At 53.9% G+C, this 26,011-nt stretch carries 23 protein-coding genes and 1 tRNA gene; 5 read left to right on the top strand and 19 right to left on the bottom strand.

Annotated features, from left to right (window positions below; translation table 11 throughout):
- Positions 1 to 109: 109 nt before the first annotated feature.
- Positions 110 to 2,173, bottom strand: a complete 2,064-nt coding sequence (locus tag HCH_RS21630) for a motility associated factor glycosyltransferase family protein (protein WP_011398580.1) — start codon at positions 2,171 to 2,173, stop codon at positions 110 to 112.
- A gap of 568 nt (positions 2,174 to 2,741) precedes the next feature.
- Here HCH_RS21630 and HCH_RS21635 point away from each other — a divergent pair.
- The gene (locus HCH_RS21635; RefSeq protein WP_011398581.1) at positions 2,742 to 4,793 is read left to right on the top strand and encodes a flagellin; all 2,052 of its coding nucleotides are present in this window, start codon (positions 2,742 to 2,744) and stop codon (positions 4,791 to 4,793) included.
- A 35-nt stretch (positions 4,794 to 4,828) separates the two neighbouring features.
- Positions 4,829 to 6,829, top strand: a complete 2,001-nt coding sequence (locus HCH_RS21640; RefSeq protein WP_011398582.1) for a tetratricopeptide repeat protein — start codon at positions 4,829 to 4,831, stop codon at positions 6,827 to 6,829.
- A 90-nt stretch (positions 6,830 to 6,919) separates the two neighbouring features.
- On the opposite strand, the gene HCH_RS21645 is transcribed toward HCH_RS21640, so the two are convergent.
- From HCH_RS21645 to arsS, 18 genes are all read right to left on the bottom strand, one after another.
- On the bottom strand, positions 6,920 to 7,573 hold the full coding sequence (locus HCH_RS21645) for a serine acetyltransferase (RefSeq protein WP_011398583.1): 654 nt from the start codon (positions 7,571 to 7,573) through the stop codon (positions 6,920 to 6,922).
- Positions 7,574 to 7,575: 2 nt separating this feature from the next.
- Positions 7,576 to 8,343: a glycosyl amidation-associated protein WbuZ gene (gene wbuZ / locus HCH_RS21650; RefSeq protein WP_011398584.1), complete on the bottom strand. Its 768-nt coding sequence runs from the start codon at positions 8,341 to 8,343 to the stop codon at positions 7,576 to 7,578.
- Positions 8,337 to 8,951: an imidazole glycerol phosphate synthase subunit HisH gene (gene hisH, locus HCH_RS21655; protein ID WP_011398585.1), complete on the bottom strand. Its 615-nt coding sequence runs from the start codon at positions 8,949 to 8,951 to the stop codon at positions 8,337 to 8,339. Before hisH ends, wbuZ begins: the two co-directional genes overlap by 7 nt.
- Positions 8,948 to 10,117 carry an N-acetyl sugar amidotransferase gene (locus tag HCH_RS21660; RefSeq protein ID WP_041598855.1) on the bottom strand — a complete coding sequence of 390 codons (1,170 nt, stop codon included), beginning with the start codon at positions 10,115 to 10,117 and terminating at the stop codon, positions 8,948 to 8,950. Before HCH_RS21660 ends, hisH begins: the two co-directional genes overlap by 4 nt.
- A 53-nt stretch (positions 10,118 to 10,170) precedes the next feature.
- Positions 10,171 to 10,947, bottom strand: coding sequence for an oxidoreductase (locus HCH_RS21665; protein ID WP_011398587.1), 777 nt, complete (start codon positions 10,945 to 10,947; stop codon positions 10,171 to 10,173).
- A gap of 53 nt (positions 10,948 to 11,000) precedes the next feature.
- Positions 11,001 to 11,882 carry a hypothetical protein gene (locus HCH_RS21670; RefSeq protein WP_011398588.1) on the bottom strand — a complete coding sequence of 294 codons (882 nt, stop codon included), beginning with the start codon at positions 11,880 to 11,882 and terminating at the stop codon, positions 11,001 to 11,003.
- Between the two features lie 38 nt (positions 11,883 to 11,920).
- Positions 11,921 to 12,781, bottom strand: a complete 861-nt coding sequence (locus HCH_RS21675) for a class I SAM-dependent methyltransferase (RefSeq protein ID WP_011398589.1) — start codon at positions 12,779 to 12,781, stop codon at positions 11,921 to 11,923.
- Between the two features lie 164 nt (positions 12,782 to 12,945).
- Complete coding sequence (locus HCH_RS21680) at positions 12,946 to 14,262, bottom strand: glutamate-1-semialdehyde 2,1-aminomutase (RefSeq protein WP_011398590.1); 1,317 nt, start codon at positions 14,260 to 14,262, stop codon at positions 12,946 to 12,948.
- 19 nt (positions 14,263 to 14,281) lie between these two features.
- Positions 14,282 to 15,007, bottom strand: coding sequence for a cytidylyltransferase domain-containing protein (locus HCH_RS21685; RefSeq protein ID WP_011398591.1), 726 nt, complete (start codon positions 15,005 to 15,007; stop codon positions 14,282 to 14,284).
- A gap of 34 nt (positions 15,008 to 15,041) precedes the next feature.
- Positions 15,042 to 16,097 carry a nucleotidyltransferase family protein gene (locus tag HCH_RS21690; protein WP_011398592.1) on the bottom strand — a complete coding sequence of 352 codons (1,056 nt, stop codon included), beginning with the start codon at positions 16,095 to 16,097 and terminating at the stop codon, positions 15,042 to 15,044.
- Between the two features lie 263 nt (positions 16,098 to 16,360).
- Positions 16,361 to 16,996, bottom strand: a complete 636-nt coding sequence (locus tag HCH_RS21695; protein ID WP_011398593.1) for an acetyltransferase — start codon at positions 16,994 to 16,996, stop codon at positions 16,361 to 16,363.
- Positions 16,989 to 18,080: an N-acetylneuraminate synthase gene (gene neuB, locus HCH_RS21700; protein WP_011398594.1), complete on the bottom strand. Its 1,092-nt coding sequence runs from the start codon at positions 18,078 to 18,080 to the stop codon at positions 16,989 to 16,991. The genes HCH_RS21695 and neuB overlap by 8 nt, the downstream gene beginning before the upstream one ends.
- Entirely contained in the window at positions 18,077 to 19,261 is a 1,185-nt protein-coding gene (gene neuC / locus HCH_RS21705) for a UDP-N-acetylglucosamine 2-epimerase (RefSeq protein WP_011398595.1), read from the bottom strand. The genes neuB and neuC overlap by 4 nt, the downstream gene beginning before the upstream one ends.
- Positions 19,258 to 20,442, bottom strand: a complete 1,185-nt coding sequence (locus tag HCH_RS21710; RefSeq protein WP_011398596.1) for a LegC family aminotransferase — start codon at positions 20,440 to 20,442, stop codon at positions 19,258 to 19,260. Before HCH_RS21710 ends, neuC begins: the two co-directional genes overlap by 4 nt.
- Complete coding sequence (locus HCH_RS21715; RefSeq protein ID WP_011398597.1) at positions 20,435 to 21,415, bottom strand: NAD-dependent 4,6-dehydratase LegB; 981 nt, start codon at positions 21,413 to 21,415, stop codon at positions 20,435 to 20,437. Before HCH_RS21715 ends, HCH_RS21710 begins: the two co-directional genes overlap by 8 nt.
- 262 nt (positions 21,416 to 21,677) lie before the next feature.
- Complete coding sequence (locus tag HCH_RS21720) at positions 21,678 to 22,340, bottom strand: TIGR04282 family arsenosugar biosynthesis glycosyltransferase (RefSeq protein WP_011398598.1); 663 nt, start codon at positions 22,338 to 22,340, stop codon at positions 21,678 to 21,680.
- Complete coding sequence (locus HCH_RS21725; protein WP_238384920.1) at positions 22,333 to 23,028, bottom strand: TIGR04283 family arsenosugar biosynthesis glycosyltransferase; 696 nt, start codon at positions 23,026 to 23,028, stop codon at positions 22,333 to 22,335. The genes HCH_RS21720 and HCH_RS21725 overlap by 8 nt, the downstream gene beginning before the upstream one ends.
- Complete coding sequence (gene arsS / locus HCH_RS21730) at positions 23,025 to 23,987, bottom strand: arsenosugar biosynthesis radical SAM (seleno)protein ArsS (RefSeq protein ID WP_011398600.1); 963 nt, start codon at positions 23,985 to 23,987, stop codon at positions 23,025 to 23,027. The genes HCH_RS21725 and arsS overlap by 4 nt, the downstream gene beginning before the upstream one ends.
- Before the next feature lie 159 nt (positions 23,988 to 24,146).
- Here arsS and HCH_RS21735 point away from each other — a divergent pair.
- From HCH_RS21735 to HCH_RS21745, 3 genes are all read left to right on the top strand, one after another.
- Positions 24,147 to 24,223: transfer RNA gene (locus tag HCH_RS21735), tRNA-Arg, on the top strand.
- Positions 24,224 to 24,662: 439 nt separating this feature from the next.
- Positions 24,663 to 25,139 (top strand): GNAT family N-acetyltransferase, encoded by a 477-nt coding sequence (locus tag HCH_RS21740; protein ID WP_011398601.1) that lies wholly within the window; start codon positions 24,663 to 24,665, stop codon positions 25,137 to 25,139.
- A gap of 349 nt (positions 25,140 to 25,488) precedes the next feature.
- Positions 25,489 to 26,007, top strand: a complete 519-nt coding sequence (locus tag HCH_RS21745) for a GNAT family N-acetyltransferase (RefSeq protein WP_011398602.1) — start codon at positions 25,489 to 25,491, stop codon at positions 26,005 to 26,007.
- Positions 26,008 to 26,011: the final 4 nt, after the last annotated feature.

Below are 26,011 nucleotides of genomic sequence, written 5' to 3' on the forward strand. Positions count from 1 at the left end.
AACTGCGCTAACCCGTTGTCCTTAGTAACGGCTTCAGGAGAAGATTCTTTAGTTAATTTTCGCCTGCTCTTTGTAATGAAATGTAAGCCTTAAGCCCATGACATCACGCTCACGAAAAGTCATCGGGATCGTTGATCGAGCGACGCACCCAGGGGTCCGTTGCAAGGTCGAATTTTTTGTACATAACCTGAAGAAAATGTTTATGCACATCAAGAAGAAAGCGCAGCATTGTATGTCTCCATTCCTCCATGAAGGTCAACCTCTCTGCATCATTCTGAATAGCCAGCGCATGCGCGAAACCGATATAAAGAAAATGTCTGATAGAGCCCCGTAACAGAAAATAAAATTCTTTCGCTTTGGTTTGCACCCGATCTTCCATGTATGTGTTGATGCGGTTACAGACTCTGTTCATTTCATCCTTGCTGGTAATAGGCGCCTGCAGAAATGTGGAAACATCGTCGCTGAACTGCCCGAATAAGACATTTAAGCGGTCTCGCTTCTTCTCCAGCACGTCTACTGGTATTTTTTCGTGCTGCGACGCGTAGAGGTAATCCACCACCTTCTGCTTCTTGTCGCTGCTCGCGCTGAGCGCCGTCAGGGAGAGCGGCAAAGGTCCAGGCGCCACCCACTCAGCGCCCTCAATCTTGGCCCCATGAGAGAAGTTGTAGACTTTTCCGCGCTCTGGGTAGTCGCGCAGGCTGTTTTCCGCTTTGCGTTTGGCGGCGAAATATTGCGGGGACGTCAAAACGGAGCCGCCGTCAACGCCCTCCACCTGAAACACATGCTGGCCGTCGTAATCCACGCTGCGCTTGAACGCTTCATGGGCGTCGTCGTCATAATAGATCGAGCTTTGCGCATGGTGATGGCGTCTGTCCGTGAAGCCAAAGTCCATTCCAAACAATAATATGTTCTTGAATCCGTAGTGCAGCGCCCAAGCCAGTCCGAGGTTCGTGCAAGTGGGCGTCCCGCCGCGAATGATCTGTCCGTGTTCGGAAAACATGGTCGCCAGCCCGCACTCTTCCTTGATGTAGGCGCGCCGCTCGCCAAACAACTGATAAACGACCGGGCTGATGTGAATAGGCGCGATAACCTTTATCGAGTTCAGGTACTCAGGGTCTTTCAGGCGCTCCAACTGCCCCACGACATACTGATAGTCAGACTCAAGCTCTACATGTATATCCGGTCTGATTCCCATGGGGTGCAACGCAGTAATGGATGATCCGCATGAAATGATCAGCGCGCCGCGTTGCTGCATCTCCCGCAACTGGTCGATGCGAAGATCCAAAGAAGGGCCCGCCCCGACGATACACACAGGCACGTCGGTAATGTCATTGACGGGCGGCGGCAATAGTTCAACACCGCTATAAATGTTGTGCGCCGCCTGATTGAGCTGATTGACTTCATCGTCGTAATTGCCCCAGGAAACCAGGAACACATACAGGTCATCGCACACCTTCTCAGATAAATTATCGTGGGACTTCAAGCCGCGATGGTTATAAAACAGCGTCGCAAGAGGGAAAGCCGGCGGCGTCGTAACCAGATTGTTCCAAAGCAGCGCCCATTGTGAGTATTCGTCTTCCTGTCCGCCTAACAGAAAGTGGATAGTGCGTCCCTCTTCGCCATTATATCTTTTACAGATTTCCGCCCAGTCTACGGCATACAGGCTTGCAGCGAAGTGATCCAGGTTTGGCTCGAAAATCACCGCGTAATTCACTTTGTGCTGTTCCAGAAAGGCTTCGATGTGATAACCCACGCCGCACCCAAGGAAGACAATACAAGGATAGGAATCGCCCAACCAGAAGTGATTGAAGTTCTTCTTATTAATAGGAGACTTGCGAATGAGGGCGTCAGCGGTTTTGAAGAAAAATCTCGGAAAGCAATAATCGCCCGGAAATGGCGGATCTATGGAAACCACCTTGCCGCCTTCACTATAAACTTTGGTGAACTCCTTGATTTCGTTCAGCGCATAGGCCTTGGCTTTACCGCCATAAACGGAACGGCCTTCATCATGGATATCCACTTCACCGATATCAGGGATGATATTAAGCTTGGCTTTTTTCATCTGATAGTTCAGGAAGTGCTTGTAGATACCGGGAAAATGGTCTTTAAAGTAGGCCAGATTCTTTTCTCTGCGTTCGATGAAAGGCTTGAGTATTTCCGCTTGATCGGTCATTGCTTCTATCTCTTTTTAGTTTTCCGAACGAGAAAATTGGTGCGGCAATTTTCCGTCACTCGAAAAATTTTTAGTGAACAGACAAAGTTAGCGTAGCAGTGATCTGCCCATTACTCCTGTTTCCGCCACTTTTAACTCCTCTATCATTCAGGCTCGGCAATTATCATGCCGTCATATCCGCAGCCGCTTCAAAAAGGGAGGCGTCAGGTTACGCGCCTTTCTTTGCAAGGCCGCGTTATCTATATGAAGGGGCGAACAATCGTCATCTCCATTTACCTCATGGCGGCAAGCGGCAACTTTTTGACCGCCCCTTGGCAAACTCCTGCCAAAATCCATGGACCTCCCTTTCCTGGAAAACTATCTGCGTTTTTTTGCGGTTAAAAATCAAACACATAAAATTTCGCAACAGTTCTGGCAATGCTTTTGCATAGGCAGTGGAAACGCTCCTTACTGCGCAATTTTTATTCGTATAGAGGAGCAGGCAAAGTCAGGTAGCCGGTTGCTACGCATCCGAGCGGCTCTTACGAAGGAAACGGCCCGGCTGGTATAGACGCAATAGGGGGAAGTTATGCCTCAGATAATTAATACCAACATCGCCTCGATCAACGCGCAGCGAAACCTTAATAATTCGCAGTCAGCCAACCAGACCGCTCTGGCGCGCCTGTCATCGGGTCTTCGTATCAACAGCGCGCGGGACGACGCCGCCGGCCTGGCGATCTCCACCCGCTTTACATCGCAGGTGCGAGGATTAAGCGTGGCTATCCGCAACGCTGGCGACGCCGTGTCGCTATCGCAAACAGCGGAAGGCGCGCTTGGAGCGATGAGCGAAAACCTCCTGCGTATTCGCGACCTGGCGCTGCAGTCCGCTAACGCCACCAACAGCGGTTTGGATCGCAAGGCGCTGAACGAAGAGGTTCGCCAGCTGCTGCAGGAAATCAAACGGGTTTCGGACCAGACCAACTTCAACGGCACGAAACTGCTGGATGGCACCTTTACTGATGTGACCTTCCAAATCGGCGCCAACGAGGGAGAGTCGGTCACTTTCGGCATTGAAGGGGCGACCGTGGATAAACTGGGGGCGGCGGAAACCGACGGCATTTCCTCGGAGCCGGAAGCCGCAGCCCTCGCCGCAGGCGACCTGGTGATCAACGGCATCGCCATCGGCGCCTCCACCGGCGTTGACGACGCGTTCTCCAGCGCCAATCAGGATCAGAGCGCCATCGCCAAAGTGGCGGCCATTAATAAACTGACGGAATCCACCGGCGTAGAAGCCGTGATTAACGGCACATACGTCAGCGGCTCCACCACATTTATCGCCACCACTCAGTCGGCCTCCGTAACAATCAACGGCGTGGCGATCGCTGTGACCATCTCCTCTAACTTGTCATCACAGGTCAACCTTGAGAACGTCGCGGCGGCGATCAATGAAAAATCCGGACAAACCGGCGTCACCGCCTCGTTTGACGGCAACCCGACGGTCGGCATCAGGCTGACGGCGGAGGATGGCCGCAACATTGTCATCCAAAGCACCGCTCTCAATTCCACCGCATTCGGTTTACCCCCGTCTGATACCACGGCCTCCGCCGCCATCACCTATACGGGGACCTTTACGCTCATATCCCGCGACGGCAGCGCCATCGGGCTCGACACCACAACCGGCAACATTGGTAACGCAGGCTTGTCGGTAGGCTCGTTCAGCGGTAATAACAGCGGGGCCATCAGCGACCAAGTGGACGCTAATCCCTTCGCCGCCGGCGACCTGGTTATCAACGGCGTCCCCATCGGTCCGACGCAAACCAACTTTGACACATCCTCCAGCACGCAGACTGACTCCAGCGCCATCGCCAAAGCCGTGGCCATCAATAAGGTCAGCGATCAGACTGGCGTTGTAGCGGAAGTAAACGACACGATCCAAAACGCCACAGCGTTGGTCACCGGCAGCGCGCAAAACTTCAACTTCCAGATTAACGGCGTACAGATCAATATCTCCTACGGCTCCAACGACACCGTGGCGGATGTGCAGAGAACAGTCATCACTGCGATTAATAACAAGTCCGGACAGACCGGGGTGCAAGCAGAAGCCTTCGGCAGCAGCTACAGAATGATCGCCGACGATGGCAGGAACATTCAGATATCCAACGCGTCCACAACCACCTCCTTGATTGGACTCGGCACTGTGGACACCGTCACCGCCAGCACCATCACCCTGCTCTCGGCCGGCGCCATCGAGTTGGATACGCTGACCGGTCAGATAGAAAAGAGCGGGTTCGAAGTCGGCACTTACGGCTCCAACTCCACGGGACAATTGGTGCAAAACATCGACATCTCCTCGGTGGACGGCGCCATCCTGGCCCTCAGTGCGGTGGACAACGCGTTGAACACCATCAACTTCCAGCGTGCGAATCTCGGCGCCATACAGAACCGCTTCGAGTCGACCATATCCAACCAGGCGATCGCCTCAGAAAACCTGACCGCCGCCAACTCGCGAATCCGCGATGCGGACTTCGCGGCGGAGACCGCAGAGCTGTCCCGAACCCAGGTATTGCAGTCAGCCGGATTGTCGATTCTGGCCCAGGCCAATGCGCAGCCGCAGCAGGTGCTGCAGCTGCTGCAAGGCTAAACAGAGATTGAATTGAGCTAGCAGAGGTAAGCACCATGCAGGCAACAGCGCAAGCAAACGAAAAACTTCAATCCACCCGTGTTGAAGCCGCCCGTCTACTGATAGAGGCGAACGAGATATACCGCGCTTCCAACCGTCCAGGGGCGTCGCATCAACAGCGCAGTGAGGACAGAGGCGTCGCCAAAGCGTTGATAGAGCAAGCGCTGGCGCTGGACCCAGCGCACGCCTCGGCGTTGGGTCTGTTAGGTCGAATAGAGCTGGATGAAGGACAGCTTAATGAAGCGCGCCGGTTCTTCAATCAGGCGCTGGCCCAAGAGCGCAATGCGCCGCAACTGATCGCCAACCTCGGCTATCTGAACCTGATGGAGAATCAGCCCGCTCAGGCGCAGCAATATTTCCAGCAGGCGCTGCAGCAGGATAAAAGCTACGCCGCGGCCTTTCTGGGAATCGCGCACTGCCAGGCTGCGATGGGCAATTACGACATTGCCTATATGCACTATCGACGCTTACTGGAATACGGTCTGGAGTGGCCCACTCTGTACGCCGGTATGATCAAATGCTGCGCTCATCTGCAGGTTGGGCGGCGCTCCGAAACTATCGAGCGCGACTTGACCGATCTGTTGCAGCAAGAAGATCTGCCTCATCAGAATCTGGCTCGCCTTACCGCACAAGCGCTGGCGTTAAAGTACGACTTGCGCAACCCCGACGTGTGCATCGATATCAACGACGCCGCGCAGGACCCATTACTGCTATTAGCGCTGACCAGGACCGTCATGCCGAATGCAGACGTGGAGCAGTTCATCACCTTGATACGCAAAGCCATCCTTGAAGAGACGACGGCCTCCGGCGAATTACGCGAAGGGCTGCAGGAACTGGCCATCGCCGTTGGCGTCTATAATGTCGCTACCGGCGGAGCCCTCTACGCCGCCGAAGACGAAACCGCTCAAATCAGCGACTTGAACAGAAAAATTCTGCTGTCCTGCACAACGGAAAACAGCGTGACCGACATCGCAGGCGCTGTTATCGTCGCCGCCATGTACGTCACCCTCTTCCCGCAAGCCTATTCGCGCTACTTGTCGGCTTTCTCTCTTGGCGACTGGCCGGACGCAATGCAAACCCTGATGGAGGCCAGTTTCTACCTGCCAATGGAAGACGAAGGTTACAAGCAAGGGTTTCAGGAAAAACAACTTGAGCTGCTGGAAGACGCAGCGGAAGTCGCCATGGCCTGCCCGGTATGGCGTAACATTGAGTTCTTCAGCGAGCAGTCGTTGCGCAAACAATTGGAAAGCGTACTGGGTGCGAAGGCGCAACAGTTGCCTGAACGCTTGTGCGCGATGATTCTCGGCGCCGAGTCGTCACAAAGAGCGGTGGAATTCGCCCGCTACTTTGACGACGTGGATGTGATCGCCGTCGACGAAAACCTGGCGAACCTCGCTTTTGGCGCTCGCAAAGCGGAACAGTATGATCTGGAAAATATCGTATTCTGGCCCTACTCCATCGCTCAGCGCTTTATTGAGGACGGCGCCAGGATTCACTTCCTGAAAATCGAAAAGTTTCCTTCACTCAGCGTCGCGGAATTTAACTTAATTGAAAGTATCCAAAAAATGGTGTGCAAAGGAGGCGTCGTGCAGGTTTCGACCGGCGACAGCGAACTGACCCAGGTTACCGATAAAGCTCAGACAATCATTGAGCACTACCGACTGACGCGTCGCTCCAATGATATCCGCTTGCTGCGCCGGGCCATCATCGAAAATGCAGACGATCCCGCCTGGGCGCCATTGCTCAGTCATCCGCACTTTTACAACCTGACAGGGTGTCGCAGCACCTGGTTCGCTGGTGAAGACCGCGCGCAGATTCAATCGGTGCTGACGTACCTCAGCAATGAGGTGGACTGGAAGCTGGCGCAGGTCAAAGACCGGGACGACAAGGTGCAACCCTCAGGTCCAATATTGAAACAACTGCAGACCGAAGTCTTCGGGGCCGATATCGGCAAAGTGATCGGCCATGATCTCAAGCTGTATTTTGTGAAAAGGTAAAAGCCACTATCGGCGGGCTGCAAGGCCCGCCGTTTTTTTGCCCTGCGTCATCTCCCTTCCCTCTTGAGCCGCTATCCGCTCACGCCGTTCTCAGCCAAACTTGACCCGTCGATTATCCAGTTTATTGGGCGATATCCGGCAGTCAGGAAACTTTCCCACGACCAGGCTGTTATCCGGCGTATCGATACCTTGCACGAACGCCTCGGCGGCAAAAGTGACGTTAGCGCCAACGCGACAGTTACCGATCAGCTTGGCGCCGGCACAAAACACGGCGCCCTCGCCAATCGTTGGATAGTCGCCGCGATAGGTAGAGCCAATGGTCACGCCCTGGTACACCGTCAGATAATCGCTGTAAGAGGCTGAGCCCAGCACCGTTCCAAGCGGGTGCACCAGCAGGAAGATACGCGGCAGCTCCACGCCATAGAAGGCGTCTATCCCGTGCAAAGCTTTATTAAGAAGAAACGCCTTTTCCGCAAGCGTCGCCTGACTGTCACGGTAGGCCTGATTAGCGAGAAAATACAAGAAGGTAGCGTAATGGTCGCCATGAAGATGGTTAAACACGGCCTCGTCATTTTCGACGTAGTATTTCAGACGAATATGGGAGAAACAGAACTCCAGTCGTTTTAGCGCTTCAGGTAGAGATTGAGACACCGCGGTTTCTACGCTGCGGCCGTCCGGGAAAAAATGATCCAGCTGCTTACAGACATAATGAGCCAGATGCTCAGGGGCTAAAGATAGCTGCATGGTTATTTGATAAGTTTCATGGGGATGCCGGCGTTCAATAAATGTGATCTGGCGCGAATGGGGTTGTTGTCGCCAAAGTGGAAAATGCTCGCGCACACCACAGCGTCTGCATTCGCTTCCTGAAAGGCCGCAGTAAGATGCGCGAAAGTACCTGCGCCGCCGGCGGCAAGCACAGGTCGATCGGTAACCGCCTTGGCGCACTTAATCATCTCCAGGTCATATCCCTGCATCATGCCGTCGCGATCGACAGCGTTGACGATAAACTCGCCGGCGCCGCGCTGGGTCATGTCGCGAATAAACTCTTCCAGTTCCCGCTCTGTTTTGTGACGCCCACAATGAGAGTACAAGCGATATGCGCCATCTTCCCGTTTCACATCCAGGCCGACGACAATGCATTGGCGGCCAAAGATAGCCGAAGCGTCGTTAATCAAGCCTGGATTTTCTAACGCGGCAGTGGTGATAACAACCTTATCGGCGCCGGACTGCACCAGGCGACGCACTTGCTCCACTGAGTTCACGCCGCCGCCGACGCTCAGCGGCATAAAACATTCGGAAGACACCTTATCAATGAGATTCAACAATTGCTCAAAGTCGCTTCCCTGGCGATTGGCGTCCACATCCAGAAACACCAGTTCATCCGCAAACTGAGCGTTGTATATGCGAGCGGCGGAAACCGGATCGCCAGTGTCCCGAAAAGCGGAAAATTGTTTCCCCTTCACCATGCGCCCCTGACTCAACAGCAGCATGGGAATAATGCGCTTTTTCAGCATCGCCCGTCCCATTCACAAAAGTTTTCTAGAATTTTCAAGCCGTTATCCTGGCTTTTTTCAGGATGAAACTGCACCCCGACGATATTATCCCGGCCGACCACGACGGGGAACGAAGCGCCGTATTCCGTTTCCGCGATCACGTGGCGGCGATCTTGCGCTGCAAAGTAGTAGGAATGCACAAAATAGAAATCCACATGCTTTTTCACCCCCTGAAAAATCGGGTGTTCCTGATGATGAATCAACGCATTCCATCCAACATGCGGAACCGGAGCATCGACCTCCAGATGGCGCACTACACCGGGTATCAGATCAAGACCGGCGTTCACGCCGCCCTCTTCGCCCTGCGTCGCCAGCAATTGCATGCCCAGACAGACGCCCATCAACGGCCGCCCTTGCTGAACGTGGTCATGGATCGCCTCTAGTAAGGCTGCCGACGCCAGATTGGCCATGGCGTTACCGAAAGCGCCGACACCGGGAATGATCAGGTGCGTCAGTTCGGCGAGCTGTTCCGCCGCAGCGACGACATGCGCGTCGTAACCCACCGCGTCAATGGCGTTGAGCACCGACTTGATATTGCCCATGCCATAATTCAATACGCCAATATTCATCCAGGCTCATCCTCGCGATACCATTTGATGGCGTCCCAAAGCGGTTCGCCGCGGACAGGATGATCAAAATCAGGATCGAAAGGCGGTATGACCATTCCTGACACGATTTCATTGAACTCCTGCTCAGTCAGCCCCACATACCCGAGAAAAATATCCAGAGATTCCGGTCGACGTCCATCCAGTTCATTCAATCGCTCAGCTTCTTCCAGAGAAATACGGCCGCGACGCAGCTTCATGGCGTTTATTTGCGTAATACGACTATAACCACGCTTTAAATACTTGATGTAGTCGCGGGTCCCCTGCATAAAACATTCAATTTTCTCGCAAGTGGTGTTCACCGCTATCGGCGCGCTTTCCACCTCGTCCGTCCGCCAGCCCAGCTCTTCCTTGATCACCTTAACGTGCTTCTCATAATCCCAGGGGATAAAGCTTCCCAGGCAAACGGAAGCGTAGCCGATCCGCTTGAGATCTTTCAGGGCAGGATAGGTAAACGGGGCCAGGTCGCGGCGGTCGATGGGGTCTTCCGGCGAGTTGATCATGCCGTACATGTCGTCCGCGGAGATGCCAAGATTGCGGATCATATTGAACTTCTTCTCATCCTCGTACTCGATCTCGTCATTCAGATAATCGTAATACGCGGTGATCTCCGCCTGCGGCTCGCCCCAGATGATCAACGGCACATTGAACTTAACCGCAATCTGCATGGGGTATGAATAAATGCCTGTGTGACAATGCCAGCAAAAGTCGGTCTTGCGGCGAAAAGACTCCAGCATCAAACGTTTGACGATCTTCCAGTTGGGCGTGAATTCAATAACGTCCACTCCCAGCTTTTTGAACGTGCGCGTACAGTTTTCTTCAATAGTCGGGCGCATAAAGCCATGATTGAAGCGGACGACCAGCGGCTTGACGCCATACTCCTTGACCAGATAGTAAAGTTGATAGGTGCTGTCCTTGCCTCCGCTGAACGGCACAATGCAGTCGTAATCGTATTTCCCCCGGTATTTTTCAATCAGCTGATCCAGCAACGTCTTGCGCGCGCCCCAATCAATCTGATCCGCCTTGATCTCCCAGGACCGACAGATATTGCACACCCCATTCGCATCAAATTCGATGGTTTCATATGTCTCGGGCAGCAGGCACCGGGTGCATCTCTTCAGCTTTTTCATAGCAGTATTCATAGCAATATTATTCAGTTTAATACTTTCAAGAAGCGACGGTTCTAAAGGCAGAAACCATCGTCCACGATCAGGTTGCCGCCATTGATGTAACGTGAAGCGTCGGACAATAAAAACACCAGCGCGCCGCAGATATCGTCAGGGTCCAGCATGCCTTTTTCGCTGCAATATTCCGCATAGGCCTGCAAAAAAGCTTCCGGTTGGCCGTCTGCAATGCCGCCAGGACTGATGGCGTTGACCTTTACGCCTGTGCCGCGCAGGTACTTCGCCATATAACGTGTGAGGTGGATGAGCGCGGATTTAATCGCCGCATACTCCACCGGCATTGTCATCGTCGTCCCCTGATAAATATCGAAGCGGGGAGCCGTCACGCCATAGATGGAAGCGATATTCACAATGGCGCCGCCGCCCTGTGCGACAAAGTGCCTGGCGAACTGCTGCGACGCCAAAAAGTATCCCCCCAGATGCAAAGACAGGTTGCCGCAAAAGTCTTCATATTCCACGTCGAAAAAGTGGCGGCCGTAATGCTTGTTGCGGGGATAGGCGCTGTTGACCAGGGCGTTGATCGCGCCCATTGCGCGTTCGGTTTCAGCGATGGCGTTCAGGATGCTTTCTTTATCAGTGATGTCGCATTGGACAGCGCACGCCGCCTCTCGGCCAAATTCGCTTTGCAGGCTCTCTGCAAAAGACTCAGCCTGGGATAAATCTATATCCGCCACCGCCACCCTGCCGCCGGCCTGCAGCACTGCGTGACAAAACTTCCCGCCAAGCAGTCCGCACCCGCCAGTGATAACGACGACTTTCCCTTCCAGTTGCTTCATACATTCGTTCAACTTCTATAACGCCCTATCTGTGTGACTGACTCTGACTGACCTCAAGGCACCATCACCTTGGCCTGCCCTTTCAGGACTGGGCCGTGCTGCATATCAATGGATTTTCCTGCGAAACGTTGTTGCGCATATAACGGCCATAACTCATGGGCCTGAGTCCAATGCACCGGACTGGGCAGCAACAGCATCGTCGCGACATATCTGGGAGATTGAGGGTCCCGAGAAAACACGCCGCGATGCAGGACGTCCCGCGGTCTGAAAACCAGCGCCTCTCCCGCTTGCGTGCAGTGATCATAGGGCTTGTAAACAATATTGGCGCGGTCGAAATACACGCCCAAATCAGAGCGGCGTTCGTTGAGCGGTGGAAATGAATACCCCTGCTCCGCCAGTTCATAGGTGACATTGACGTCCAGCGCTTCCGTTCCAGCGCCGCTGATTTCTCCGCCAGTGAAATAAATAATGATTTTTATATGACCGGTAGGCCCTGCGTCCCGATGCCAGCGGTAGGACACATCATCCTCCACTTGCGTGGGGAAGGTGCGATGAAAGCACAGCGAGTGAACCATGTACTCGGACTGGAAGAAGTTCACCAGGATACGGTCCATTTCCACGTTCAGCACCGCCCCGTACATCTCTCTGATCCAGTCCGCGTCATTCCGGTAATCAAACCTGACGGTCTCCACATGAGGGTCCAACCAGGCGCTGCGATCATCATTTTGCAGGCGCTGCAGTTGTCGCATGACGCGCTCTACATGCGCCGCATCCAAAACCTGCAGGCGATCAAAGCCGTTGTTGTAGAAAGATGAATATCCCGGCATGGTCAGATACCGGGTGAAAGCCTGCTGGCACTCCAGATGATACTGGCGACAACCGGTTCGCAGGTCATAGTGTTCCGACACTTGCCTCATGATTTCAGATGCGGACATAAAGCCTCCCCTGATATGCGTCAGTCCCAGAATTCGCTCTACTTCAGCCGGAAGATCGTCATAATGTCGTAGGTTTTGCCCTCAAACTCTGGGTGGGCGTCCTCCTGAAAAATAACCCGGTCAATGGAGGTTCCGAACAACGCCAGCAATTCGTTGGTATGTTTGAACTTGGTTCCGGCAGTGACATGCGGCTTATTGTTGGCCTTCGACCATTGCTCCCAGTACGCCTCGTCCACAATTTCCTGCACCTGACAGCCAATGGCGATGTGAGCGCCAGGCTTGGCCACCCGCAAAACTTCCTGCGCCGCTTTCTTGTTGTCTTTGCTGTAGGCCAGCACCCAGCCAAGGATAATGATGTCGAAAGAGTGGTCCGGATAAGGCATGGCGTGCATGTCGCCGGCATCGATATAGGGAGAAAAGCTGAACAGATCCAGACCACGGATATTGTTTTCATTAAAGCCCGAGGATATCAGGCAAAGCAGCTCCGACTCTGAACGCGGTCCCACCGTCAGCACTCGCATTTTCGGCATGTTTCGCGCAATGTAGCCAATCTGGCACAAAGGGGCGATCAGTCGCTCCGGGCGGTTATGAGTCACGTCATCCGCCAGACAGGACATGTTGTATTCAATACAATTATCAATGACGGCGGAGTCGACGTTCGCCGCCCGCTCGATACTCTCGCGATTCACCTGGGCCATACGGTTACGGGTCAGTATCATTCGCACTGCCGGCACTTTCAGCAGGTCTACCGGGCTTTGATTGAGGTGGGCGTTAATGTCCGCCAGATCCTGTTGCGACAGCGTCACCGGCGGCAGCTTGGCGGGTTTGGGCGCAGATTGCGGGGTCTGCGTAATAGGTTGAATCTCTACAAAGTCATCGTGTGGATTGTGAGTCGTCATGGCTTCCTCTCTCGCACAGGCTGCTGTTCTTTGCCGGGGTGACGGAAATCTGTCTCGCCCGCCAGTTCTTTTAGTGACTGCAATTAGTACGCCATTGTATTTTCGAGCGCCAGCCGTCCGCCTGCGTCGAAAAACGCCGTATATACAATGTTATATAGCTGAGATCAGTTATATTTGCGAAAAACAGGTTTGATGACGGGCCCTTCCAGAAAGTTCTCCCATCCGGACTCCAGCGCTTGCGCGTATACCCTCAATGCGCTTTTAACCGCACTTAAGGTTTGCTCCAGTTCTTCTTCGCCATGTTCCCGACACAAGGCGATCCATGGCATCAGTACACCCTGCCGGACCATTTCCTGGCTGAATAGCGTGCGCAGCGCCATCGAAGGATTTCCATCACGATCCAGCGTCAGATAACCCGGTGAACAGTCTATGCCTTCCACACGAAAGTAATCCGCCACTCCCGCTTCCGCCGCCAGGGCGTTCATACCGGACTTCAGTCTGGCCCCGTATGACCAGATATGATTAACGACATCGCGCTCCCGCAACATGGCCGCCGTTTTCACGAAAGCCCCCAGTCCGCACATTTCCGCGCCATGGGTCGTGGATAACAAAAACAAGCGCTCCGCCCCGCTCTTTTCAATAGAGCCCAGCTCCATGATATCTCTGCGTCCGGCCACCGCCGCCACCGAAAAGCCGTTGGCCATGGCTTTGCCAAACGTGCACAGGTCCGGCTTAATGCGATATTTATGCTGCGCCCCACGCAGGTCCCAGCGAAACCCCGTAATCATTTCATCAAGGACAAAGACGGCGCCATGACGCGCGCACAGGCGCTGCACATCATGCAGAAAGGTTTCTCCCTCGTGAGTAGCCGACGGCGCAGGATGCTCCGTTGTCGCGGGCTCCATGACGACACAGGCGATTTGTTGCGGATACGCGGCGAAAAGTTGCTCCAGTGACGCCAGATCGTTGTAGTTAAAGCACTTGGTCTGCTCCACCACATTCTGTGGAATACCTCGCGTCAAAGGAGTAGAGCCGATAAACCAGTCATCATAGGAAAAAAATGGATGCTGACCGCAGCGCGCAATCAGATCACGCCCGGTATAGGCGCGCGCCAATTTCACCGCCGCCGACACAGCGGTGGAGCCATTTTTGGTGAACTTGACCATATCCACGGCGTCGATCATGTCCACCAGCAGTTCAGCCGCCTCCAGCTCTACGATTGACGCCCGTGTGAGATTATTGCCGGCCCAGATTTGCTCAATGGCGGCCAGACTCACCGCTTCATCCGCATACCCCAGAATCACCGAACGCAACGCCATCCCGTAATCAAGATAACGCTTATTGTCCGGGTCAAATACATAAGCGCCTTTGCCGGAGGCAAGAATCTGCGGCGCATTAGCGGGAAACTGGTCAAAACCTCGGGAGTAAGTGTGCGCCCCGCCGGGAATGACATTCAATAATCGGCTTTGATAATCAGACATAAGGCCACGCTTAATGGGTTCACAAAGACTTCAACTCTTCTCTGCGTTGCATAACCGCTTCCACGCAGATGAAATCCGTTAAAGTGTCCACGTCGAGGGCTTTCCACTTGGGCACTACGTAGGGCAGCGTTCGATCGTGATAGAAGCCGCCTTTCTCACGTAAAGCTTCGACTTTGGAGATGTAGAGGGTGCCGTCAAAGTAATATACGTCTGGAATATCCTGCCGGCGCGGCATGGCGGCGAAGTCTCCGCCTTGATAAGGCGCCAGCAATCCGCGTTCATTGATCACCGCGCAATACACGGGGTGGTGAACATCGACATCCGCCACGCCGACAATCGCTTGAGCCTCCTCCGATCCGAACAACATTTCCAACGCCTTATCCACGTCAGTAGCCTCAGTGAGTGGAGACGTCGGCTCAAGCAGCACCAAATAATCATAGGATTCGCCCTGTTGCCGACACCAATCCAGGGTATGCAGCAACACCGGCGCTGTCGGCGCGCAATCGCCCGCCAGCTCATCGGGCCGCAGGAAAGGAACCTCTGCGCCCAGACTCTTCGCCACCTCAGCAATCTTCGGCGAGTCGGTAGACACCAGCACCCGGTCCACATAACGAGACTGAAGGGCCGCCCTGATTGGCCACCCCACCAGAGGGACGCCGCACAAGGGACGAATATTTTTACCGGGAAGGCCTTTGCTGCCGCCACGGGCGGGAATAACCGCCAGTACACGCTTACCGTCGATCATGAAGACGCCTTTCTGCAAGCAAAAGTAAAAGGGGTCACACAAAATCCTCCATGTAATCTTTCTGCGCTTTTTCAAAATCGTTCATGCGACCGATATCCAGCCAGTATTCGTGAATAGGGAACATCGCCACGTCCTTACAGCTTTCCATCAACTGTTGCAGCAAAGTCGGCATATCCAGGTGCTGCTCTGGCTTAATATCCCGTATTACTTGCGGCTCCAGGACGTATATGCCTGCATTAACGAAATAAGAGTGGGTTGGCTTTTCCACAATACTGGTGATGCGCTGATCTTCCGCCTGTACAACGCCGTAGGGAACCTGGAATTCATACTCGCGCACACATAACGTGGCGGCTCCCCGTTGTTGCTGATGGAAACGCAGAAGATGTTCGAAATTCACACGGGTAAGAATATCGCCGTTCATCACCAACACGGGTAAATCAGGCATATCATTCGGCAGCAGGCCCAGCGCGCCTCCAGTGCCCAAAGGCGTATTCTCACGCACGTACTGAATATTCACTCCCCACTTGGAGCCGTCGCCAAAATACTCCATCACCATCTCCGGCTTGTAATACACCGAAATATAGAAATTGGTGAATCCAGAGGCGGCGAAGCTCTCCAGAATATTTTCCAGAATAGGCTTATTGCCGACCTTCAAGAGGGGCTTGGGGCAATTATTGGTCAACGGACGCAGTCGCGTACCCAGGCCGCCCGCCATCAGCATAACCGGATTGTCATAACGGGGTTGTTGGGCGATATTCAGCAGCGTTTCCAGCCCCACGACGCGACGCTGACTGTCAACAACGGGGATATGAAGCAGTTTCCGCCTTTCCATGATGGAGAGAATGCGCGCCCGCGAATCATTGATTTCCGCGACTTTGGGCTCGCTTTCCATAATCCGTACGACTGAAGCGGATAAGGGGGTGTGATTGATCAACGCGCGTCGCACATCGCCGTCAGTCACCGTGCCCAGCAACCGTTGCTGCTCATCGACTACCAGCGCAATGCGCAAAGTGGCTTTTTCTATGACCTCTATCGCCTGCTCAATGCTTGCTTGCGGCTGGATCAATACCTGACGCCAATCGGCACACATACTTCTACCCTCCAAACCAGTCGGATGAATCCCGCTGGACCAACCCGATTACATATATGGCAACACAGCAATCTTCGTTCCAGTCCTCCCGCCTTTGATGTGCGCCTCGTTCAACGCTTGGCGCGTACAGGCGAAGGAGAGTGAATTGGCGACGCGTTGCATAGTTGTTTATCGGCTTTTTCTCCTTATTCTTTAGTGGCGGTTACGCTTTCGCCACAGTCCGTTACAAAGGCGACACAAGGGAAAAGCCTGGATTTGCCGCATCAGGAGAGCAAACTGCTTTTTGGCGGCGCCAGTTTGCCGTTTGGAGGTATATCTTTTGCCGCTACGGCGCCAGCGCCGACCAATGCATTAACGCCGATGCGAACCTGCGGCAGAACGGTCGCATGACTACCGATAAACACGCCATTCTCCGTTTGCACGCCGCCACATAAGACCGCTCCCGGCGCGATATGATTGTCTGAGCCTACGATGCAATCATGCTCTATGACCGCGCGCGTATTAACGATGGTATTGGGGCCAATGACGCAGCCCGGTTGCAGGATCGCTCCCGCCATGACCTGACACCCTTCTCCCAAACTAATATCGTCAGAAAGAACGGCATGAGGATGGATCAATGTGGGAAAGCGGTATCCCTGAGAAGACAATTGGGCGAAAACCTGATTACGCGCCATCTTGCCGGGCAGGAATCCCAGCGCATTCACCAGATCCACCGTTGAGGGGCCATAATCGCTCAAGCGTTCATCGCCTCCCAGCACTTCCATTCCCCGCCACAATTGCGTTCCCTGTGCAAAGCCCGGGTCCAGCACGCCAATAACCTCCGCCCCGCTCAAGATGAGGATGTCCATCAGCACCCGAGCGTGCCCGCCTCCCCCGATCAGCAGTACGGGCTTATTCACAAATAAGCTCCCCGGCCTGATAGTCTCGGGTTGCAGAACCGTCCAGCAGCCGCCAGTACAGGAAGGGGGACATGCCCCCGCCAGGCCGGCTGACAGCGACGTTCAACGTATCGAAACGCTCCCCTTTTTTGATAGCGCGCGCGGCGACCAGGCTTTTTCTGGCGACTTTCCGGTTCGCCATTTCCGCTTTGCTGGGAACTTTGACGGACTCTTGCAGCGCCTGCTCAATCGCACGGATGCCCACCACCATCTGCCGCAGTTCGTCCGGCTCCAGTGACGCCATGTGATCCGGACCCGGCAGGTTACGATCCAGGGTGAAATGCTTTTCCACGACGTCAGCGCCCAGCGCCGCCGCCGCCAGTGCAATAGCAACGCCTTGCGTGTGATCCGAATACCCCGCCCGGACTCCAAACGCCTGCCGATACGACTGCATGACCGGCAGCCGCACATCGTCAAACGGGGTCGGATAGTCTGTCGTACAGTGCAGCAAGGTCACTTTGGCGCGAACCGCCTCGCGTCCTTCACGGCATCCCCAGGCGGCTTCGAAGGCTTCAGAGGACGGCGGCTCTCCGCTTTCCGCCAACAGCCCAAAAGCCAGCGCGCTTAACGCAGACTCCACCTCTCCCAGCGTCGCCATGCCGGTAGACAGGATGAGGCGCCCTTTCTCCGATTTTCGAACGGCGGCGGCATGTTCAAGGAGAAAAGGCGCGTTGGTGATTTCGCCTGAGGGAATCTTCAGTTGCTCCACGCCGAGCTCCTCCACCAGAAACTTCAGACTGCGGCTCTCAAAAGCAGTAGACATAAACCCGATGCCACGTCGATCGCACTCATCCCGCAAACGCCGGAAAACGGCGTAGTCCAGCTCCAGCTGACGCAGCATTTGCAGTTGCGATTCCTCCGCCTGGGAACCTCTTTTCTGATAGGTGGCCTTGGGCGCCTCCGCCGTGGCCAAGAGGTCCGCTTTGAAGGTTTGAAACTTCACGACATCGGCGCCCGCGGCGCTCGCCACCTCAATCAGCTGATGCGCCATGGCCTCATCGCCGTTATGATTCACGCCGGCTTCCGCAATGATCAGCGTCTTCACTCCTCATCTCCTTGCGGCAGGTCGTAAAATGGTTTGAGCAATAGCGCCTTTAGTGGAGCTTGCTTGAGAACCTCCGTAATTTGTCGGGCGGTGTCGCCACCGCCATATGGGGGCGTCATCCCGTTCAAGCTCGCCAGGAATTCAGGCTCCAGCGCGCGCGCGATCCCTTGGACAATGCTCGCGCGCTCTTCTTCGCATTGAATGACGGAAGCCGCCTGCAATCGTCCCCCTTGCCTGCCGCCGATATTAACTGTCGGCCGCCCCAGCGCTGGGGCTTCAATCAAACCGCTGGATGAGTTGCCGACCACCGCGTCAGCGCAACGCATCACGCTCAGGTACAGCAACGGCCCAAGGGAAGAGGACACCACCACGTTGTCTCCGTGGCGCTCCTGATAACGGTGCAGACAATCAATGAGTTCACGACCATAAGCGTCGGCATTGGGATAGGTAAAGATCTTGACGGCGTCCGGGTACTCGTCCAGCGCCGACAGCAGCGTTCGCATCGACTCCACCGGCGCTGTCTCGCTAAGCGTCTCAGGGTGATAGGTGATCAATAATACCGGGCGGTCCATATGGACATTTAACCGGGCCGCGACCTCGTCTTTGCTCAACAGGGGCAGGCGTCGGATGTTCTCTACCCCCGGCGCGCCCACGTTGAACACTCTTTGTGGATTTTCACCGAGTTGAATGACCCGGCGGCGGTAGGCCTCCGCTGCGACAAAATGTAATTGCGACATCTTGGTGATAGCGTGACGGATTGAATCATCCACCGCCCCTTCCGTCAGCTCGCCCCCATGAATATGAGCGATGGGAATACGCGCCAGCATGGCCGCCTGCGCCGCCGCCAAGGCTTCAAAACGGTCGCCAAGCAACACCAGAAGATCCGGCTGCAGCCGTGCATAGGCGTCCGCCAACCCAATAACGCCCAAGCCAACGGATTTACTGATTGCCTGAGGCGAGTCCCCGGACAACAGCATCTCCACTTTTTCGGATAGATGGAATCCATCGGCTTCGATTTGCTTCCATGTGGAGCCGAACTCCGGCGAAAGGTGCATGCCTGTGGCCACCAGTTGCAAAGTCAGCGCGTCATCCGCCTCTATCTCTTTCAGCAACCAATACAGCAGGCCATAGTCGGCGCGCGCGCCGGTCACGACACAGATTTTTCTTCGGGCAGTCGTCATCGCCGCCGGACCACGCTGCTGGGGAGGTTGATCAGTCTGCGGGATAACTCGATGGAAGCCGTCAGTCCATCATGGGCGCAGTCCTCAAACATGGGCAGCTCATGCAGTAAACGCCAAACCGGGCGCATCTGTACGGACTCTTCCAAGGCGGCTTCAAGTAACGCGGTTTTCTCCTGTTCACTCGACGTCAAAATTGCGTTCAGCCAGTAATTCGAGCGACACTCCAATGGCTCTTCCACAAAGGTCACGGACATTCCCGCCAGATTGAAGAAGTCACGGTAGGCGTGAGCCAACTCCCGCTTGGCCTCAATAAATTCTTCAAGCTGCTCTAGTTGAGCGCAGCCCAACGCCGCATTCAGGTTGGGAAGACGGTAGTTGTATCCCAGTTCCGGATGAAAAAACTCATAGGGATGAGGCTGTTTTGCCGTCGTGGATAAAAATTTGGCGCGTTGAGCGAGGCGTTCATTATTGGTCACAATAACGCCTCCACCGCCGGTGGTGACCACTTTATTGCCATTGAAGCTAAATACGCCCATATCGCCAAATGTCCCCGTGTGGTGACCTTTGTAAAAGCTTCCCAGAGATTCCGAGGCGTCCTCCACCAGCTTGATTCCCCATTCCTGGCAAATATCTCTAATCTGGTCAACCCGGCAAGGGTGGCCAAACACATGCACTGGAACGCAGGCTTTTATCACTGCTCCCGTACTCTGGTTGATCGCCACCCCACCCTCCTTACGGGCGTTGTTCTCCAACCAGTTCCGTAATGCATCCGCACTCATGCCTAACGAATCTCTGTCGACATCCACCATCACGGGGTTGGCGCGACAATACAGAATCGCCGCCCCGGTAGCCACGAAGGTCAGCGCCTGGGTGATGACTTCATCTCCCGGCTGCACATCGCACAGCACCAGAGCCAGATGCAGCGCAGCCGTACCGTTCACCGCAGCGACGGCGTAGCCCGCGCCGGTGTATTCAGCAATCTGGCGTTCGAATCTATCAACGAAAGCTCCCACGCTGGAGACAAAGGTTGAATCAATCGCTTCATTCACATACTGCTTATCCAGCGCGCTAAACCTCGGCTCATGCAAGGGAATCACACCCTCGTTAGGAAAGGCGTTGCGAATAAACTCAAACAGTAGTTTATATTCCTGGCGACGATCAGAGACTGAGGGGTCAGACATTGTAGATATCCGCCTTGTACCGTCTCAGGTTCTCAGGGCGCGTAAACCAGTCGATTGTTTTGCGCAGTCCCTGCTCAAGGCTGTATTTCGGTTCATACCCGGTGAGGCTTTTTATCAAAGCGTTATCACATTTAAGTCGAAACACTTCCGAGTTTGCGGGTCTCGCGCGCTGTTGATCCGTCTCCATCACCACTTCCGCCTGCATCAGCCGACAAATCAATTCGAAGGTATCGCCAATGGAGATTTCCGTGTTGGAGCCGATGTTGACGACCTGACCAATCGCCTGCTCGCATTCCGCCAACTCAATAAAGCCCAGGCAAGTGTCTTCAACGAAATTGAAGTCCCGCGTAGGCGTTGGATCTCCTAACTTGATCGAGCTCTTACCCGCGGCGATTTGAGAGATGATGGTGGGAATTACTGCTCTGGCGGACTGTCTGGGTCCGTATGTATTGAAAGGTCTCGCCACCGTCACCGGCAACTGAAACGCATTATGAAAACTCAGCGCCATGGATTCGGCGCCAATTTTGGAGGCGCTGTAGGGAGATTGCGGCTGTAAGGGATGCTTTTCATCGATCGGCGCATATTTGGCGGTGCCGTAGACTTCCGAGGTTGACGCGTGCACAAGCCGGCCAACGCCATTGAGTCGGGCGCCCTGGCAAATATTCACCGTCCCGCGGATATTGACGTCGACGTAGGTATCCGGCGCCGTATAGGAGTAGGGAATGCCAATCAGGGCAGCAAGGTTAAAAACCACATCCACGCCCTTGGTGAGCTCGATGCAATAATGCGGATCACGGATATCGCCGTTCCAAACATCCAGATCCTTCAGGCAGGCGGACTGTTCCAGCCATCCCCAATCATTAAATGAGTTGTAATAGCTGAGCGCGCGAACCTGGTAACCTCGCGCATGCAGCATCTCCACTAGATGCGAACCGATAAATCCATCCGCCCCTGTCACTAACGCTGTTTTCATTTTGAATAATCTTCAGGCCTGTCGCCAAACACTTTGCGCATCTTGCGCTGATGCTTCGCGCCAACACGCATATATCTGCTACGTGAGCGCTTCCAGCTTCTCACTACCTGTACATTCTCAGTACTGACACATTCTCAGTACTTATACATTCTCACTACTTATACATGAAATGTAGCTGTACGGGCCTTAAATTCAAGGAGGGATAGCAATTAGATTCTTTAATAATCAAGCAAGTAGCAGAGTAAAAGCTATTCAGAACAGGTTAATCGACGCGGGAATGCGAGCGTTCCTCCTCTTGACGCCAGCGCAGGTAGTCAGAATAGTCATCAACATCCCAGGATACAGGTAAAAGCTGATGACTCAGGCCAGCATCGCCCGCTCGCGCAATGGTCGCCTGCAGAACCGTCTCAACGCCCCAGGCCATATCACTGAGAGACAGCGAAGTAATATTACGCGCGCCAATCAACACATAGCCGCCATCTTCAGCCGGCCCCAGCACCACGTCGGAATGATCCAGCGCCGACATTGCCTGTCGCAAGTAATCTGGCGTTATTACCGGGCAGTCACTCCCCACCAAAATCACTTTTTCAGAGTGCTGTAACCCTTGGGTCAACGCGTAGCTCATGCGTTCTCCCAAATCCGCGCCTTCCTGGTAGCGGATCATCAGTTTCCTGGCGGACGGCATGTGCGACGGCTCCACAGTCCCAATTAGGAAGCATTGCATGGCGTCAACATCGTCCCAGTGAGCATCCCACCACAGCTCCACGGGACCAAGGTCGGATTCGAGCAAGACGTTCAGCGTTTTGCGCAGAAGGGCTTCATGCACATCCAGCGCCCGCGCAGGGCCCAATTCTGGAATCAAACGGGTCTTCACCAAGCCGGCGATAGGTCGCTTGGCGAATTGAATAAGGCAGCACTCAGACATTGCCCGGCCTCCCGTAGTAACGGCGAAATAGCTTTTCAGGGGCGACGCCGAGCCAGAACTCAAAACGCAGCCGCCACATCAGAAGAATAGTTTTCCACACGCCGTGCTTTTCCCAACGTCGACTGGAAGTCATCACTTTGGCGCTAATGCAACATGGCCGGCTCAGGCGCCGCAGTCGCTTGCAGATTTCAACGTCTTCCATCAGGGGTATCCGCGCATAACCGCCAAGCTGCCGGAAAACTGAATGACGAATAAAAATCGCTTGGTCGCCCGTTGCGATGGACGTAATCCGCGAGCGCAGATTAATCAGGGTTTCCACCACTCGAAAAACAAGTCTCCGCCCTGACAGAGCCACGTCAAAGCGTCCCCAGTCGGCATTGGACACAGCGAACGCCGCCATTTGCGCTAACGCATCCTGAGGCAATTGCGTATCCGCATGCAGAAACAACAAGACTTCCCCGCTGGCGCTCTCAGCGCCGTTGTTCATTTGCGCCGCACGCCCCGGCGCACTGACTATGACTTTATCCACCCTGGGTTCGGCCAGCGAGACTGTGTCGTCACGACTGCCGCCATCAGCAAGTATAAGCTCCCATCCCGCCTCACGCAGCGGTTGCAAAGCCTGCAAAAAAGCCGAAATGGATTCGGCTTCGTTCAAGGTAGGGATGATCACACTAACAGCGAAGCTCAATCCAACGCGCCCCCGCAACTGCTTCCCTGGCCGGCAGTGCAGCCGTAACAATGGTCAGCGGTAGCGATGGATGCGCCTTCCAGGTTCTCCGCCATTAAATCCCGCAGGCGCACTTTGGGCTTATCTGACGCAATCAAGGGAATATCCAGCATTTGGTTAAAGTCGCAATCGTACACATACCCTTGCCAGTCAACGCTGATCAGCGTCCGGCACATGACCGAATGTAGATTGGGCTCTGAGTAGGACGCATGTAGCAGCTGCATGTAGTCATTAAACTGCCCTTTTGATAACAATACGCTGCCAAAACGACTGATCGGCATGTTGGTCAATACAAACAGTTGATTGAATTCAACGCCATGACGCTCGAACAGTTCACGCTTATAATCCGCTTCCAGTTTCTCTTGACCCGGCGGCAAAAAAGGCCCGCCAGGGTTGTACACCAGATTAAGCGTTAGTCCGCTTCCTTCGCGCCCATAGCCCAGGGCGTTGAGTTTTTTCAACGCAGCGATACTTTCCTGATACACCCCTTTGCCGCGCTGCTTGTCCACATTCTGCTCCGCGTAGCATGGCAGCGACGCCACTATTTCAACGCCCTGTTGCGCCAGAAAATCAGCGAGATATTCCTGACCTTCTTCGAGCAGAATGGTGAGATTACAGCGGTCCATGACACTCACGCCTAAAGCGCGGGCTTCCGCCACTAAAGAACGAAAGTGAGGATTCATCTCCGGCGCGCCGCCGGTCAGATCCAGCACTTTGATATTCTTTACCTTAATGAATTCAAGCACCTCCGCAATCACCGCTTCCGTCATCATCTCGGTTCTGGTTGGGCCGGCGGCGACATGGCAATGGGTGCAACTAAGATTACATTTGTACCCCAAATTGACCTGCAAGGTCTCCAGGGTTCCGCGGGAGATTGCAGGAAAATTGGAAACCATCAACATTGGCCGGACATCTAACATCAGGGGCTCCTTACTGCGGGGTCATGTATATAAGAGTAATAGACAGCTTCCATGCGGGAAAGTTTCCCCACAGAGAAAACGCTGGGGAACCATAACCTAAGAAAGCAAATAGAGGGTTGAGAGAACCGCCTGATGTCGCTATCATTTAGCGCTCTTGACGCCCTGGTGGCACAGCTGGATAGCGCGTCCCCCTCCTAAGGGGAAGGTCGCAGGTTCGAATCCTGCCCAGGGCGCCACCCCGCCTAGCTCGATACTACAAAAACCACCCAAAACCCTTTAATTCTGCGGCATTTCAGCGATTTTAATGTGTGACTAATATTCACTCAAAAGCCCATTTTATACCGCTTTTCTACGCAGGTTTACGCCAAATTTACGCCAAGGAGGTAATTTGACAGGAGACGTAAATGGCCACTTTTAGAAAACGTGGTGACGCTTGGCGCGTCGAGGTTTGTGTAATGCATATCAGCTTCCAACCAGATAGAGCGATTTCCCCTTCCTGCGCAGTGGACTGCTTTTCGGATTTTGGATGGACTATTTAGGTCGACCAGCGGCATCATAGGTATGCTGACAGGGTAGAAAACAACTTATCCCGGCAAACACCAAGCGTCAAAACAACAATTTGATAGATGCAAGCAAAATCAGTCCTTTACACACTCATTAAATGGAGTTATGCCGATGCTGAAAGTATCCCGACAACACACTTCAACAAATCAACTCTGTCATGTTGAAACTGATGAATACCCGGAAATTATTAAAGTTTGGGAATCGTCAGTAAGAGCCACACATGACTTTTTGTCAGAAGAAGATATCCAGTTCTTTAAGCCGCTAATACTCAACGAGTACCTGAAAGCGGTTGACCTGCGATGTATCAAGAATGCAGATGGCGAGATTCTGGGCTTTGTCGGCGTCGCTGAGAAAAATATCGAGATGCTATTCGTCGCCGCTGAAGCTCGCGGAACAGGCGTAGGCGGACTTTTGCTTCGACACGCGATTGATGAACTGCAAGCCGTTAAGGTTGATGTAAATGAACAGAATCCACAGGCAGTGGGCTTTTATGAGCGTCATGGCTTTTACATTGTCGGACGCTCTCCCGTAGATGGCATGGGCAAGCCGTTTCCTTTATTGCACATGGAGCTTTCATCTAATAGATAAATTTATCCCATCTTCATTCTAGGCCAACTCTTTTCAAGAGGGGTTTGGCCTCCCTTTAGGGCTCTTTACTATTAATCCGACAGACAAATAGCTTCCTTCTATTTGTCTGAAACGACAGGGCTTGCCGCCGTGCAGGCGCATCCATGCGCCTAGTTATTAACATGCCAATATCATTGCCATATTAATAACTCAATTGAATAACTTGGTTACTTAAAACCAAAAATGTCAATTACTTCTAATTTTGATAGGCATATCTAGCCTCCATTAAAAGACCATTGATTTCATTCCATTTTTTCGCAAAATCGCCTTTAATAGCGCCCTTTTCTAAGACGAGACGCCTGCTGCGACAATGATTGAGACTTCGAGATTGATTCTGCGCCCGATAGAATCCACTGACCTGCCATTTTTTAAGGACTTTCTGTCCTGCCCGGTTTCAACCCGTTTTTTGCCTAATGAGGGGCCTTATTCTCCAGAGCAGATTGCTAGCTACGTTCGCAACCGAGTGGAGCATTGGAAGCATGGATTTGGCTCATTCATGATCATTGGCAAGTCCAGTACGGAATATGTGGGCTATGTAGGGGTGGAGGAGAGCCCTTTCGCCGGCTGCTTCGATTTACGTTACGGCGTCGCGCGTGACCATGCGGGACACGGGTTCGCCAAGGAAGCTGCGATTGCCTGTATTGAGTATGCCTTGGGACGGGAGGAGTTCGATCAGGTATACGGCGTGTCGAAAGAAGAGAATCAGGCTTCGGTGGCCATATTGCAAAAACTCGGCATGACGCCCGCCCCAGACGCCCGTCTTTACGATGCGGACGGCCTGTTGACCTTCGCCATCAGCGCCGCCCGCTTTTATGAGTTGTATGATTGACTGC

This window comes from Hahella chejuensis KCTC 2396, assembly GCF_000012985.1.
Classification (GTDB): Bacteria; Pseudomonadota; Gammaproteobacteria; order Pseudomonadales; family Oleiphilaceae; genus Hahella; species Hahella chejuensis.